This window comes from Pusillibacter faecalis, from assembly GCF_018408705.1.
In the GTDB taxonomy this organism is placed as follows: Bacteria; Bacillota; Clostridia; order Oscillospirales; family Oscillospiraceae; genus Oscillibacter; species Oscillibacter faecalis.
The window spans coordinates 244730-259762 of record NZ_AP023420.1 but is presented as its reverse complement, the minus strand read 5'-3'; the positions used below and the strand labels follow the sequence as shown (position 1 = coordinate 259762).

The window sequence follows — 15033 nt, the reverse complement described above, 5'->3', positions numbered from 1 at the left end:
TTTCTTTCTTAAATATGGGTCCTTATTCCAGCAGCTCCCGCATGCGCAGCAGCATCTTGAGGTCGTTGTCCAAACACACCGAGGCCGGCAGGTTGGGATCGTAGCGCAGAGCGCCGCCCTTGTCGGGAGCCAGAGGAAGGATCACCGCCTCGCTGAGGCGAGAGAGTGTGAGGTTGTGGGCGTAGCGCTCCCGATAGGCGTTTTCCAGAGCCAGCAGGATATCACGGCTGTTTTCCAGGCACGTCTGGGAGAAGTGGAACACCGCCTGCCGGTCGCAGTCCTTATAGAAGCGGGGGAATGCGTAGGGCAGGATCAAGTTTACTGACGGCGCAAGCCCCGGCACAGAGCTCTCGGCGCCGCCCACCGTGTCACCGCCGATGAAGGGGTACATGGTGGACTCGACAAACCAGGCCCGCAAATCTGGCACAAAATAAACGGAGTCCGCCTCTCGCCCCTTGGCGGTCATCAGGTCTCGGCCCCGGCTGGACATCAGCCCCACCAGAACCTGGCGAATATCCAATTCCTCCCGCCGGAACAAGGGGTCCAGCACCTTGAGGCGGTTGCCGGAGTGGAGGAGGTCGTCCACCAACACCACCGGACGCTGGAAGGAACGGATCATACGAATCTGGCTTTCCAGCGGCGCATAGCCGGGATATGCCTCGATGCCAAAGGACTTGAGGTCAGGGGCAAAGACTTTGTCTGTATGAATGGTCTTGGTGACAGTGTTGGGCACAGCGTTGCCACGGAGAATTTTGCCGAAGGGCACGCACATCAGCGGCCCCAGGACCCTGGGGTGGGTGGGCTCCGCAGGCACGCCATTGAGCTCCGTAATTTTCCGCACCAGGCGGTGATAGATGACCTCCGCGTTGAGGGAGAGCACCAGCGTGCCCGGATAGAGGCCTCGGATGGCCCGCTGGAGCTGGGCGTGGGCCGCCCCCACGGCGGTGAGGACCTGACCATCGGAGGAGAAGGGCTCCTTGAGGGTGGTGAGAATGTTTTGCATCAGTGTCACTGGAGAACGCATGTCCACAATCAGCAGCGGGTAGCCGCTGACGGCCTCCGCCTGGACAAAGCCTTGGCGCTCCAATAAGTCCAGAGTTTGAGGGCGGCAGGGTCCCCACCAGACGGCATAGCCGCAGTCCTCCGCCATGGCCAGAGAGAGTGCCTCGGTTAAAAGCAGCTGTTCCAGGTCATAGCTTCCGCCAGGCACGGTATAGAGCCCCGTCAGAAGCCGGATGCGTCCCGCCGTCCGCACACGGACATAGTTGGCGAGGGCCTCATCCCCCAAGGCATCGTAGAGGCCGCCAGAGTTCACGGTCCGCAGCGTCAGAAAACCCAGAGGCCGCGCTTTGGCGCTGATATCCCACAAGACACAGACCTCGTCCCGGGGGTCCGGCTGCGGTGTTTCCGGCAGGGCAGCGCGCAGCTGCGTCCAGAGGCGCTCGTCCGGCGTTTTTGCAAAGGTAAAGTCCAGATAGCTGGCCCGAATAATCTGCTTGTACTGGGGCTCCCGCAGATATAGGCCGCTTCGGAAGATAAAATCCTGTACCACGGGGTCGATCAGATTGGAGATATCCCGTCCCCGGTCGATATTTTCCCGAATGCGGGTAGAGCTGATGTCCTCCAGATGGGTGGGGAGCTGCAGCTCAATCACATCCCCTTGAATCCGGGAGAGATCCGCGTCAATTTCGTGCCCCTCCGCATCGCTGGAGCGGCGGAAAACAATGTGATTGAGGTGGTGGACGGAGCCGGGAGAAGGAGATGCCCGGTAGGAGGAGGCGTTGGCTACCACGTCAGAGCCCACCGCCAAGTACAGCTCCCGCCCTGCAAAGACCTCCCGCAGGCGGTCCAAATCCAGAGGAGAGGCCAGGTTTACCGGGATGTCGTGAGGGAAGAGATAAACGTCAAATACATCCGCCACAGACATGCTCACGATCTGCCGCCGAACCAGAGAGGGCTGAGCCTTTTTGGACCAGGAGAACTCGTCGATGGCGAGGTAGACCTCAAAGCCCAAGTCTCGGATGGCACGCACGATCCCCTTATGGGAGAGGGAGAAGGGATCGAAGGTGCCGGGGAAGAAGGCCACCTTGCTGCAGTCTTCAAACTGGAAGGGACCGCTCTGAATGCGGTGGCGGACAATGAAACGGTAGATGTGGCTGAGGGCTGCGGCGGTGTAGAAGAAGGTCAGCTCGTCCGTCTTCTGCTCGTGAATAAGGAAGAGGAATTTCTTGGCCGTCAGGGTGAAAATACTTCGTTTATCGTCCAGGGAGAGGACGGTGGAGGCAAAGATTTTTTCACCCACCACCCGTAGCACCTCCTGCCGGACGGACTCCTGCCGGAAGGAGAGCCCCTTGAGCAGCAGCGAGGCCATGATTCGCCACCGAAGCTCATGACTCCATGCATCCTCCGGAAAGCGCTGGCCATAGACGGCGTAGTGCTCCAGCATGGAACCTATGGTGGAGAGGGCCGCGGCAACCACGCCGGTGTTGGCGGAGGAGAGAAGCCCCAGCATTTGGTCCAGCAGTTCGTCCAGCTCCCGGGGGGAGAGCCACAGGGCAAACTGCCCCAGATATTCCGGAATGTACTGGGAAATCTCCGACTGTCCGGATTCCAAAGCCTTGGAGAGCTCCACCGCGATCTCGTTGCGCCGGTCCGCAGAGAGAAGGGGCGCGATGGTCAAAAGTGCCGCGCCGGCCATTCTCCGTACTACCACATTCTCACTGACCTTGATGAGATTGGAAAAGTGGGTGGCGATGTGCAGCAGGTTGGCATGGGGATTGTGGGAGGCCTGATTCAGCAGGTATTCCACTCCCACCGCCTTCAGCACCCAGGGCGTGGCAGACTTGAGATTATCCAGAAAAACGTTGCTGACGGTCTCCGCCTGATCCAGCCGGGACCAGAGGTCCGCAGTCTCTAGATTCAGCCTGTAACCGAGCTGGGCCTGCAGAAAGAGGAGAAGTGTACTGCCGTGACATTCCATATGCTCCACGGCGCCAGCCACCTGCCCCCGCAGCTTTGAATCCGCCGGGAACGCCGGAAGCAGCCGGCGGAGCAGGCGCAAAGACGCCGCTTGCTGCGGTGCCTCTCCGTGCGCCAGCCACCACAGGGTAAAGTCCGTCAGCGCGGCCAGGTCTGGGATGTGCTCCAGCGGCACATTCAAAACCGTGTCCAGCAGAGCAAAGGCCGCCTCCGCGTCGGAGACTTCCTTCTGACAGTGATGGAAGAGCAGCTGGGAAAATCGCGGGGCATCTGCAGGAGCGCAGTTTTCCAGCAGAGCATCTGCCACGGTCTTGGCCTGATAGCGGATCATGCTGATCTGCCGGGGGGTCAGGTGGTGATCCGGGTGGATCAGGCGATCCAGATATTCCGCCCACAGCTCAAAGGGACGCTCCTCCTGGGAACTGGGTTCTACATCGGCGGGAAGTTCCTTCTTATAGCCGGAGAGAAAACCCGCCAGGATGTGCCCCATCAGGTGGGCGGACTGGCGGCGGATATCACCATCCGGCTGCAGTAGCAGCTCATAGAGAAATTCCAGTGTCTGTTCTTTCTGGCTGACACTCCAATAGGTGAAGTACTCCTCAAAAATTGCGACATAGGCACGGATGCGGGCGGGGTCCTTTTCGCCGCGGGCAGCTTCCAGTGTGCCTACGAACAGCTGCTCCCGGCTCAAACGGTGCATCAGGCGGATGTTGTGCTCCACAGCGGTGTGCCGCAGGGCGTGGACCACCTCCTGAGAGGTCATCAGCGCAGGGTCCTTGCGGGGCAGCGGCGCGCCGCCGGGGGTGCGCAGGGTGGTGTCCACGCCGAAAAAGGCCAGGTACTCCTCAAAGTCCTGCAGCTTGGCATAGACGAACTGATACCGCCGCCGTTTTGCCTCATCTACATTGTCCAGCTTGTTTAGAATAACGTCAAAAGCCTCCCGCAGGGAGAAAATATGCGCCATCTCCCGGCCCTGGGCATCATAGGTCTGCTTCACCCGAAAGTCCGCATACACCAGTACCAAGGACTCTGCAGACAAGTTCTCAATCTCCAGGTCCCAGACAGAGTGGTTGGCGGCAATGAGGCCGATGGTGGAGAGGGAACGGCGGGAGAACCACTGGTCGGTGTAGTAATAGTGCAGATAGGGTACCCGTTCTCCCGGACGGCAGCCAAATTTTCCGATATCATGTCCCGCGGCGGCGCCGGACATCAATCCCAGATCGATCAGTCCCCCACCCGCACGGAAGGCCCGCCCCACTGTCATGGCCACATGGTGCACACCGGCGATATGGTCCAGCGTGCGGAAAGGCGTTGCCTCCCGGCTCAGACGCAGCAGCTCATAGAGATACTCCTCCCGCCAGAGTTGCAAAAAAAGACGGTACTCCTTTGCAACGGCACTGTCGGACACCTCCTCCTCCGTGCAAAAGGCAAAGTCCAGCCAGGGGTCGAAGGGGAGCGCCTGCCGTTCCCGGTCAAAGAGCAGCTGAAGACATTGCAGAATGCACAGGGCAGCGTCCCGCTGGGCAGCTGTGTGCCGGCTGTCCGGCTGGGGATAGGGCAGGGAGACCGCCGTGCGGTAGGCATACTCCAGCCAACCCTCTCCCGGCTCCGGTGCAATCAGGCTTAAAAGGGGACGGAGCGTAGTGATTACCCGGGCGCAGGAGAGCCGCTCCCGGATGGGCAGCAAGGAGGCAAGAGCCTGCTCCAGGCTCTTCAGGTATTGGGTAAGGTCAGTCTGACTCATGGCCAGCTTTTGTAGAAAGTGCGGTTCCTCAAAGGACTGGGCAAGACGGGATTCCATAGGCGCCTCCATTTCCAGATACATAGACAGCAGGCCGTCTCTCCCCCGGCAACAGGGGCGGCGGTCTCTCCGACGCGGACGAGCGCACGGAGATCTCTGATGACGAGAGTAGTATACCGCGTTTTTCCTTTGTTGGGAAGCCAAAAATACCAGGCGGCATCCCTTCATAGGACAATTTGACAGGGGAAATCCCTTGCCCTGGGTGAACTTCCATGCTATGATGGTGGCAATCCATAGAAATGAGGCAGGGGGACATGGAGTTTATCAATTTGACGCCGGAAAATCTGGCGGAGGAACATCTGTGCTGTATCATCCGCAGCAAAAAGCCCCACCCGGGAGTGGAGGCTAAGCGGACATGGCTGGCGGAGCGGTTGAATGAGGGGCATGTCTTCCGTAAGCTCCATGAAAAGGCTGTGGTGTTTATCGAATATGCACCACTTGAAACTGCGTGGGTGCCGATTTTGGGAGACAATTACCTATATCTTTACTGCCTGTGGGTATCCGGCAGTCATAAAGGCAAGGGATATGGGAGAATGCTCATGGAATATTGCCTTCAGGATGCCAGGGAGAGAGGAAAATCCGGCGTGTGTATGCTGGGAGCGGACAAGCAAAAGGCATGGCTCTCCGATCAGGCTTTCGCTCAAAAATTTGGGTTTGAAACCGTGGATGCCACGGAGTATGGCTACCAGTTGCTGGCGTGTTCCCTGGATGGGACCGTGCCCCGGTTTTCACCCGCTGCAAAGCGCGGGGAGATCGACGGACAGGAGCTGACGGTTTATTACGACTTTCAGTGCCCTTATATCTGCCAGAGCGTGGAACTGATCCGGCAGTATTGCGGCGAACGGCAGATTCCTGTGTCGCTCCGTTTGGTGGACACACAGCAAAAGGCAAAGGAGCTGCCCTGTGTCTTTAACAACTGGGCGGTGTTCTATCAGGGAAAGCTACAGACAGTGAATCTTCTGGACGCCGCGGCACTGAAAAGAATGTTCCAACGGGAAGAGGGACGTCCTGTCTGAAAAGAGATGTCATAGATGCGAAGAAGACATGCCGGCCAGCCAGAATTTTCTGGCCGGCCGGCATGTTAAAGGATTCAACGGCTGAGGCGCAAGACCTCCAGCAGCAGTTTCCAAACCCGCTGAACAGAGGCAACCTCCATTCTCTCCCGGGGGGTGTGAATGTCTGGAATATTGGGACCAAAGGACACGCAGTCCAGCCCCGGTATTTTTTTGGAGAGAACGCCGCATTCCAGTCCCCCGTGGGTGACTTCGATGCTGGGGGCGCTTCCGGACTGCTCCTGATAGACTGCCGCCAGCAGGTCCCGCAGGGGAGACTCCGCCTGGTATTCCCATGCGGGATAATCGCCCCGGACCACTATGGAACCGCCCAGGGAGCGGGTCAAGGCGCTCAGGCGGCGCAGTAGCATCTCCTTCTGACTGGCGAGGCTGCTGCGCAGGGAGAAAACAGCGTCCAGAGCTTCCGGAGAGGTGGTGAGGACCCCCAGGTTCAGGGAGGTCTGCGGAAGGCCCGGCATATCCTGACTGAGTTCTTGCAGGCCATTGGGAGCGCAGGTCAAAAGACAGAGGCAGCGGGCAGTGGACGCCTGGTCCATAGGGGTCAGTTCCGGCTGGCAGGGAGAGACATTCCAGGCAATACCGGGATCTGAGCGCCGGAACTCCTTTTGTAAAACGGAGGCAAAGGCAGCGCAAAGCCCCTGGACATCAGCCCCAGGCGGAACCAGAATCTGGGCCTCCGCCGCCACAGGAATCGCATTATCCTTGAGGCCGCCGCGCACGAGAACCAGCCTTAGGTCCATATGCAGAGACAACTCCTGCAGCATCCTCCCGAGAAGGATCGAGGCGTTTCCGCGGCCCTGATTGATAAACACGCCGGAGTGCCCGCCCAGCAGCCCGCTGACAGCAACGCGCCACGCACTTGCGGCATAGGGCTCCCGATGAACCGGCAGCGTGCAGCATGTCCGGTTTCCACCGGCACATCCCACGATGAAGGACCCCTCCTCGCTGTGGTCCAGATTCAGCATCCGCCGGCCCTGGAGCACGGAGGCGTCAAAGGCCTGGGCACCTAGCAGACCGATTTCCTCGTTGGAGGTGAGGAGCACCTCCAGGGGGGGATGGGGCAAGCTGTCATCGTCCAGAATTGCCAGCGCCATGGCCGCAGCAATGCCGTCGTCGCCGCCCAGAGTGGTGCCGTCCGCCCAGACCCACTCCCCGTCACAGCGCAAATCCAGCCCCTCCGTGGACATGTCTTTGGTGCAGCCCGCAGCTTTTTCACAAACCATATCCAGATGCCCCTGGAGAATGATGGTGGGAGCGCCCTCGTAGCCGGGGGACGCCTCTTTGAAAATGACCACGTTATCAGCTTCATCCCGGAAGAAGCGAAGCTCGCGCTCCTTGGCAAAACGAACGCACCACTCTGCAATGGCCGACGTGCTGCCAGAGCCGCGGGGAATGGAGGAGATTTCCTCAAACCAGTGAAAAACCGCATGGGGCTGTAAAGCTTCCAACATCATGAAATGCCTCCTTTACATAGATCGGGTCGTTTGGTTCCGCAGAGCGCCCGGATGTGTCTGCCTGATTATAGCAGGAGACCATTCCTTTTTCAAGGGGTGCAGGGTTCCATGAGATGAGAAAACCAAAATACCACGGCTGCCAGAAAAGCAGCCGTGGTAAGAGACATCAGGGGTGGATCATATGATAGCAGATAAGAGGGATGGTGTCAGAGGCAACCTCTTTGGAAAGTTGAAAGCCCATGTGCTCATACTTGCGCAGGTTGTCTAACTTGAAGGTCTGCAGCACCACGGGGGTCTCCCTCTGCCGGGCCGCATCCAGAATGGGGGTGAGAAGAGCGCGGAACACGCCGCTTCCCCGGCAATCTCTCCGAACAGCAATGGCCTGCAGAACATAGACCCCTCTGCCGCCGAGGGCGGAGCGATACCAGTCTGGCTGAGCGATTTTCGCGATTTCTACAGCATTTTTCTGAATGGCCGCCAGGGTATCCGGGGGAACAGAGCGCAAAAGCGCCGACTGTTCTTCCAAAAGAGCCTGATTTAGCGACTCCTCGTCCTCTGAAAAATAGCCGAGCGCCACGCCTTCACAGTCACCCTGTGTGATGACGCCGCCTATCCGATCAAAGGCTCGCAGCATGCCGGCGCACTGAAGATGGAGCACAGAGGCGGCGTCTGCCACACCCTGAAACTGCATACGGATGCTGGCGTCCTCTCCGTAGCTCTCGGAGAGCATCGCGGCCCAGGCGTCTAAGGAATGAATCATGAACTCCCTCACTTTCCGTGAAAACTTCTCACTCTGTAAAATGCTCGTGATTAAAGATGTGGTCCTGGCAGAAACAGTGATATCCGGCACAGCGGGAGCAGTAACGAAATTCCAACTCCGGATGGTCCGCATCTGTCCGGCCGCAGACGGCGCACTTGTGACGGTAACCCCGCTCGGCCTCCTTCTTCCGCTGCTGGCGCACTGCGGATTTGAACTGGATCGTTTGATGACTGCTCTGATGGCGGGTACGCCCCCGGCGATAGGCAATCTCATCGGTGATATTGGTCCAGAAAAACACAAAGAAGTTTAGCAGTGCCACCACTGGCAGCAGGGCATTCAGGATATCCAGGCGGAACAGGCTGGTGACAACTGACAGGGCGAAAAACGCCGCGTCAATCCAGGCCAGCCACTTGACCTTGACAGGAATGATAAAGAACACCAGAAACTGAGTCTCCGGATACAGCATGGCAAAAGCGAAGAACATGGACAGGTTCACATAGCTGGTCCCCTCAATCAGGACGTTATGACCGGAGACCAGAGCAGTCACAATGCCGACGACCAAGGTCAGCACCACGCCGGAAAAATAATAGAGGGTAAACTTGGCGGTGCCCCACTCCCGCTCCAATACAGTGCCGATCATGTAATAAAAATAGAGAAACAGTGCGAGCCACAGGACATCTCCGGTACTGTAATAACCTGGCATGAAAATAAAAGTAATCAGCCGCCAAAGCTCGCCGTGAGTGATGGCAGCCCACTGAAAATTCAAAAAGCTGACAGCCCCATAGCCAGCAAACAGGGACAGAAGGTACACCAGGACGTTGCCGATAACAATGAACTTCATCAAATTGGGAATGCCGAAGCGGGGATGGTTATAGGCAAACCGGTCCACCGCGGCGCTGAGTTTTCTCAAAATGATCCCTCCAACATGGTCATAATAATGCTGATTATACCCGCCCTGCCTGGAAAAGTCACGTACAATTTGTGAACATTGGAAAATGAGGACAATTTTTTGACGAAAACCGGCAAATATCTATTGACAAATCCACAAAAGGTGTTAGAATAACACATGAAAATTCAATAACCCTTATCAAGAGTGGTGGAGGGAACGGCCCAGTGAAGCCACGGCAACCTGCAGTGTAAGGTGCCAAATCCGACGGTAAGCGACAGATGAGGAGCGAGAGAAAGAGTTCTGCGCGTTTCTTCGTCGAAACGCGCGTTTTTTCTGCCCTTGATGGGGGAAGATCAGAAAGGAAGACATAGCATGGCAAGACATTACTTATTTACCTCGGAATCCGTAACAGAGGGACATCCCGATAAGATCTGCGACCAGATTTCCGACGCGGTGTTGGACGCGATTTTGGCCCAGGACCCACAGGGACGGGTGGCCTGTGAGACTGCTGTTTCCACCGGCCTGGTGCACATCATGGGCGAGATCAGCACCAGTTGCTACGTGGACATTGCAAAGCTTGCCCGGGAAGTGATCCGGGACATCGGCTATGACCGGGCCAAGTACGGCTTTGACTGTGACACCTGCGGCATTATCACCAACATTGACGAGCAGTCCGGCGACATCGCCATGGGCGTGGATAAGGCGCTGGAGAACAAGCAGGGCGAGGACGCTGAGCTTCAAAACGGCGCCGGCGACCAGGGCATGATGTTTGGCTACGCCTGCGACGAGACGCCGGAGCTGATGCCCTTGCCCATCTCCTTGGCCCACCAGATGGCCAAGCGGTTGACCGAGGTGCGTAAGGTGGGTTTGGTGAACTATCTGCGGCCAGACGGCAAGACCCAGGTCACTGTGGAGTACGAAGACGGAAGGCCCGTCCGGGTGGACACGGTAGTGCTCTCCACCCAGCACAGCCCTGAGGTTACACTGGAACAGATTCGCCGGGACATGATCGACATGGTGATCCATCCCGCCATCCCCGAGGGGCTGATGGATGAGCATACCAAGATTTACGTAAATCCAACCGGCCGCTTTGTAATCGGCGGACCCCAGGGGGATTCCGGCCTGACGGGCCGTAAGATCATTGTGGACACCTATGGCGGCAGCGCGCCTCACGGAGGCGGCGCCTTCTCCGGCAAGGACCCTACCAAGGTGGACCGGTCCGGCGCCTATGCCGCCCGGTGGGTTGCCAAGAATATTGTGGCGGCGGGTCTTGCCTCCAGATGCCAGGTGCAGCTGGCCTACGCCATTGGTGTTGCCCAGCCCGTTAGTGTGCTGGTGGAGACCTTTGGCACCGGGAAGGTGGACGACGCCAAACTGGAGGCGGCGGTGCAAAAGGTATTTGACCTGCGGCCCACGGCTATTATCCGGGATCTGGATTTGCGCCGCCCCATTTACCGCAAGCTTGCGGCATACGGACACATGGGCCGGGAGGACCTGGGTATGACCTGGGAGAAAACTGACCGGGTGGCCGAGCTGAAAGCCGCTCTGACAAAATAATGGATTCCGCGCCGCCCGATTCGGGCGGCGCGCTTTTCTGGTTGAGTGCTGCAGAGAGGAACAGGGAGCGGAACGGACAGCCCATCTTTTGGGGCAGCCTGTCTGATAGTGCGAAATTGGAATATGTGAAGTATGGTTGACAAATTGCCAACCATGATTGGTTGACGGTACAGCCTGAACCCATCATACTGGCTTCGCGGCCGTAAAGCAGTATGAGGAGGGTTCTATGAATTTCAATGAAAAGCTGATCAATTTGCGAAAGACCAAGGGCCTTTCCCAGGAGGAGCTGGGAGAGGAACTAAAGGTTTCCCGCCAGACCATTTCCAAGTGGGAGTCCGCTCAATCGTATCCGGACTTTCAGCGTCTGGTTCTTCTGAGCGATTACTTTGGCCTTACATTAGATGAACTGGTGCGGGATTTGGATGTACAGGAAGTGCGGGAGAAAAATTTCGACGGCGAAAAATTGTCTTCGCTCTATCAGGATGTGAATGAAGGGAAGAAGCTGATCAAAACATGCCTGGTTCTGAGCGCTGGAGTGTTGACCTTTTTTTCGCTTGTGGTGGCCTACGGGGTGTTTTTTGCAAAATAGCGTTTGTTTTTGCGAAGCCGTATGCGGCCGGAGTTTTCATACCGGGACATGTGAAAAAGGTGGTCCGGCAGCGCATAAAACCCCAACCTTCGACAAAGACTGGTGATGGGGTGATTCCATGCCAAATAGGAAAAAGGCCAGCAACGGTCAGCCAGACCGGACGCCTGTTTTGCGGCTGGAGCCGGAAAAACGGTTATGTCCGGCCTTTGACCCTGCGACTATCGCGGAATTCCGCGTGGCCGCACCGGGAGAAATGGGATACCGTGTGCTGGACAATTTCTGTGAAGAGCACATCCAATAGAACGAGTCCGCCGGGACATTCCCGGCGGACTCGTTCTATTTGCCACTGGGCGTCAAACGTGATACACTGAACTCCATAGGGGCTCGCCTTTTCAGAAGCGGCGGGACCCATCAGGAACGCGTTCCCCTGGTTCGAGACAGATTCAAAGATACCGGCAGTCGTGTGGAAGATGGCTTGTGTTTCGGGGCTGTGGGAGATGGTATGGGTGCTCGTCCCTCATGCCGTTAGTATCCGTGTTGGATTGCGCATCTTTACAACAAAGAATCTATAGAGAGCGCCCTTTGTGGGAGATGGACATCCATACGTCCGCCAGGCGCTCTTAGCAAGGAGTGGTACGATGAAACGCGGCTTTATTTTTGCGGCCGGCACATTTTTTGGTTTGCGGGAGCGGCCGCTTCCCGGTGACTTGGTGATCGCTGCGGACGCGGGGTACCGCGTCTGCCAGCGGCTAGGCATTGTTCCGGACCTACTGTTGGGAGATTTTGACTCCATGGAGGCTCCGGAGAATTTCCCCAACATTCGCCGCTCTCCGGTGGAAAAGGACGACACGGACACCATGCTGGCTGTCAAAACAGCCCTGGAGCAGGGCTGCGATGAGGTCTATCTCTACGGCGGTACCGGAGGAAAACGACTGGACCACACGCTGGCAAATCTCCAATCCCTGCTGTATTTGCGGCGGCGTGGTGCCCGGGGTTACATGTATGACGATGATTTTCTCTGGACCGTGATGGAAAACGAGTCCCTGACCATCCAGCGGACGGTGGAGTGGGGGCTGTTTTCCGCATTCAGTCTAGGAGACCGGGCGGAGGGAATTGACGAGACCGGCTTCCAGTACCCCTTGGAAAACGCGGTGCTGACGACGGAGTTCCCCCTGGGGGTCAGTAACCACATCCTGGAACCGGAGGCCACCATCCGTGTCCGGCGGGGGGCGCTGGCAGTGGGGTGGCAGTTGGCTCCGTTATCCGAGAGATAAAACAACGAAATCAACAATAAGCGGTTGCGGCGAGGCGTGATTTCTTGTATAATCAATAAAAAGGTTGACCTTTTAAGGGACTGTTGGCAAAGAGGGGGGAGAACGCATGGCGACATTCACCGTCAACGGCCAGAGCGTGAACGTGGAGGAAAACCAGCGGCTGCTGCGCTTCCTCCGGGATACGCTGCGCCTGACCAGTGTCAAGGACGGGTGCAGCGAGGGCGCCTGCGGCACCTGCACAGTGCTGGTGGACGGCAAAAGTGCCAAGGCCTGCGTCCTGCAGACCGACAAGCTGGAGGGCAAGCGCATTGTCACCGTGGAGGGCCTGACGGACTTTGAAAGAGAGGTCTATACATACGCCTTCGGCATGGCAGGGGCAGTGCAGTGTGGGTTCTGCATTCCCGGTATGGTGCTGTGTGCCAAAGGGCTGCTGGACGAAAACCCCACGCCCACCCGGGAGGAGGCGGCCTATGCCATCCGCAACAACATTTGCCGCTGCACGGGGTATGTGAAGATCATTGATGCGATTTTGCTCTCGGCGGAGCTGCTGCGTGCTGGCAGGGTTCCGGAAGCGCCCAAGGACTGGTCCTTGGGGGCGCGGGTGCCCCGGATTGATGTCAAAGAGAAAGTCACCGGTACGGGCCTTTACCCCGATGATATTTATCTGGACGGCATGATCTACGGCAGCGCCGTCCGGTCCCGATATCCCAGAGCCAAGGTACTGGCGATTCACAAGGAGGAGGCGGAAGCCCTGCCAGGGGTGGTCTGCGTCCTCACCGCCGACGATATTCCCGGCCAGAATAAGGTGGGCCACCTGAAAAAGGACTGGGATACCATGATCGCCGTGGGGGACATCACCCACTATCTGGGGGACGCCATTTGCCTCGTGGCTGCTGAGACGCCGGAAATCCTGGACCGGGCGAAGTCGCTGGTGCGGGTGGACTACGAGGAGCTGCCCATGGTCCGCAGCCCCCGGGAGGCCATGCTGCCGGACGCACCGCTGGTCCACCGGGACGGAAACCTCCTGGCTCATAAGCATATCCAGCGGGGCAATCCGGCGGAGGCGATCGCCAAGTCCAAGCACGTGCTGACCCAGCGCTTTACCACCCCTTGGACGGAGCATGCCTTTTTGGAGCCGGAGTGCGCCGTGGCGTACCCGGATGGGGAGGGCGTGTGCATTCTCTCCACGGACCAGGGTGCCTATGACACCCAGCACGAGACCATGGGAATGCTGGGTCTGAGCGCCGAACAGGTCAAGGTTCGCAACTGCCTGGTGGGCGGGGGCTTTGGCGGCAAGGAGGACGTGACGGTTCAGCACCACGCCGCCCTGATTGCCTATCTCACCAAGCGTCCGGTCAAGGTGAAGCTCACTCGGGCGGAGAGCATCTTAATCCACCCCAAGCGCCACCCTATGGAGATGGTGTTCTCCCTGGGATGCGATGAAAACGGCAGGATTCAAGGTGTGGCTGCCGAGGTTATCGCAGATACCGGGGCCTACGCCTCTCTGGGCGGACCGGTGCTGGAGCGGGCCTGCACCCACGCCGCGGGGCCTTACAACTACCAGAATTTTGAGATTGACGGCTGGGCCTACTATACCAATAATCCCCCGGCCGGGGCCTTCCGGGGCTTTGGTGTGACCCAGACCTGTTTTTGCATAGAAAGCCTTTTGAATCAGATGGCGGACCTGGTGGGCATTTCCCCCTGGGAGATCCGGTGGCGCAATGCCATCCGCCCCGGCCAGGAGCTGCCCAATGGCCAGATTGTGGACGCGGCCACCGGCCTTGCAGAGACGCTGGAGGCGGTGCGCCCCTACTATGAAACGGCCCGGTACGCCGGCATCGCCTGCGCCATGAAGAACGCCGGCGTGGGCGTGGGCATCCCGGACACCGGCCGGGTCCGGCTGACGGTGGAAGAGGGAAAGCTCCACATCTTCGCCGGCGCCTCCTGCATCGGACAGGGGCTGGGCACGGTGCTCACGCAGATGGTCTGCGAGCAGACCGGTCTGTCCCCGAAACAGATCGTCTACGAGCGCTCCAATACTTACTTTGCCCCGGACTCCGGTACTACCTCCGGTTCCCGACAGACCCTCTTCACCGGCGAGGCCTGCCGTCGGGCCTGCCAGGACCTGCGCTCGGCGCTGGCGGAGACCGGCCTGGAGGGGCTGAACGGCCGGGAGTTCTATGGGGAATACTTGGGCAAAACAGATCCCTTGGGGGCCGACGTGCCGAACCCCGTCAGCCACATCGCCTATGGCTATGCCACCCAGGTCTGCATTCTGGACGAGGACGGGCGGATTCAGGAGATCGTGGCCGCCCACGACGTGGGAAAGGCGGTGAACCCCCTCTCCGTGGAGGGGCAGATTGAGGGTGGCGTAGTCATGAGCATGGGCTTTGCCCTGACGGAGCGCTACCCCTTGGCGGACTGTAAGCCCACCGCCAAATTCGGCACACTGGGATTGCTCCGTGCCCACCAGATTCCGAAAATCACGCCCATCATTGTGGAGAAGCCCGGGCTGAACGTGGCCTGCGGCGCCATCGGTATTGGGGAGATCACCGCCATCCCCACAGCCCCTGCCATTGCAGACGCCTACTTCCGTTATGACGGGCGGTTCCGCACCAGCTTGCCTTTGGAGAACACTCCCTATACCCGCAAATAAA

At 58.5% G+C, this 15033-nt stretch carries 10 protein-coding genes and 1 riboswitch; of the genes, 6 read left to right on the top strand and 4 right to left on the bottom strand.

Translation table 11 applies throughout. From position 1 onward, the window contains the following. Positions 1 to 22 precede the first annotated feature (22 nt). A complete protein-coding gene (locus KJS55_RS01205; RefSeq protein ID WP_228300427.1) occupies positions 23 to 4780 on the bottom strand; it encodes a nicotinate-nicotinamide nucleotide adenylyltransferase in 4758 nt (1585 codons plus the stop codon). Positions 4781 to 5034: 254 nt separating this feature from the next. Between KJS55_RS01205 and KJS55_RS01200 the strand changes: the two genes are divergently transcribed. Continuing rightward, positions 5035 to 5796 carry a GNAT family N-acetyltransferase gene (locus KJS55_RS01200; RefSeq protein WP_228300426.1) on the top strand — a complete coding sequence of 254 codons (762 nt, stop codon included), beginning with the start codon at positions 5035 to 5037 and terminating at the stop codon, positions 5794 to 5796. A 74-nt stretch (positions 5797 to 5870) separates the two neighbouring features. On the opposite strand, the gene KJS55_RS01195 is transcribed toward KJS55_RS01200, so the two are convergent. The 3 genes from KJS55_RS01195 to KJS55_RS01185 form a co-directional block, all read right to left on the bottom strand. Beyond that, entirely contained in the window at positions 5871 to 7307 is a 1437-nt protein-coding gene (locus tag KJS55_RS01195; RefSeq protein ID WP_213542503.1) for an aminoacyl-histidine dipeptidase, read from the bottom strand. Positions 7308 to 7473: 166 nt separating this feature from the next. Further along, on the bottom strand, positions 7474 to 8067 hold the full coding sequence (locus KJS55_RS01190; protein ID WP_187031262.1) for a GNAT family N-acetyltransferase: 594 nt from the start codon (positions 8065 to 8067) through the stop codon (positions 7474 to 7476). Between the two features lie 28 nt (positions 8068 to 8095). Then, positions 8096 to 8977 carry a DUF1751 domain-containing protein gene (locus KJS55_RS01185; RefSeq protein ID WP_187031264.1) on the bottom strand — a complete coding sequence of 294 codons (882 nt, stop codon included), beginning with the start codon at positions 8975 to 8977 and terminating at the stop codon, positions 8096 to 8098. 171 nt (positions 8978 to 9148) lie between these two features. Then, positions 9149 to 9241, top strand: a riboswitch (SAM riboswitch). 87 nt (positions 9242 to 9328) lie between these two features. On the opposite strand from KJS55_RS01185, the gene metK reads away from it, so the two are divergent. The 5 genes from metK to xdh all read left to right on the top strand — a co-directional run bounded on the left by metK (position 9329) and on the right by xdh (position 15032). Continuing rightward, on the top strand, positions 9329 to 10513 hold the full coding sequence (gene metK, locus KJS55_RS01180; RefSeq protein WP_187031266.1) for a methionine adenosyltransferase: 1185 nt from the start codon (positions 9329 to 9331) through the stop codon (positions 10511 to 10513). A 226-nt stretch (positions 10514 to 10739) separates the two neighbouring features. Next, positions 10740 to 11102: a helix-turn-helix domain-containing protein gene (locus KJS55_RS01175; RefSeq protein WP_187031268.1), complete on the top strand. Its 363-nt coding sequence runs from the start codon at positions 10740 to 10742 to the stop codon at positions 11100 to 11102. Between the two features lie 118 nt (positions 11103 to 11220). Continuing rightward, positions 11221 to 11403, top strand: a complete 183-nt coding sequence (locus KJS55_RS01170; protein ID WP_187031269.1) for a hypothetical protein — start codon at positions 11221 to 11223, stop codon at positions 11401 to 11403. 337 nt (positions 11404 to 11740) lie between these two features. Further along, a complete protein-coding gene (locus KJS55_RS01165) occupies positions 11741 to 12376 on the top strand; it encodes a thiamine diphosphokinase (protein WP_213542502.1) in 636 nt (211 codons plus the stop codon). 106 nt (positions 12377 to 12482) lie between these two features. Then, a complete protein-coding gene (gene xdh, locus KJS55_RS01160) occupies positions 12483 to 15032 on the top strand; it encodes a selenium-dependent xanthine dehydrogenase (RefSeq protein WP_213542501.1) in 2550 nt (849 codons plus the stop codon). Position 15033 lies beyond the last annotated feature (1 nt).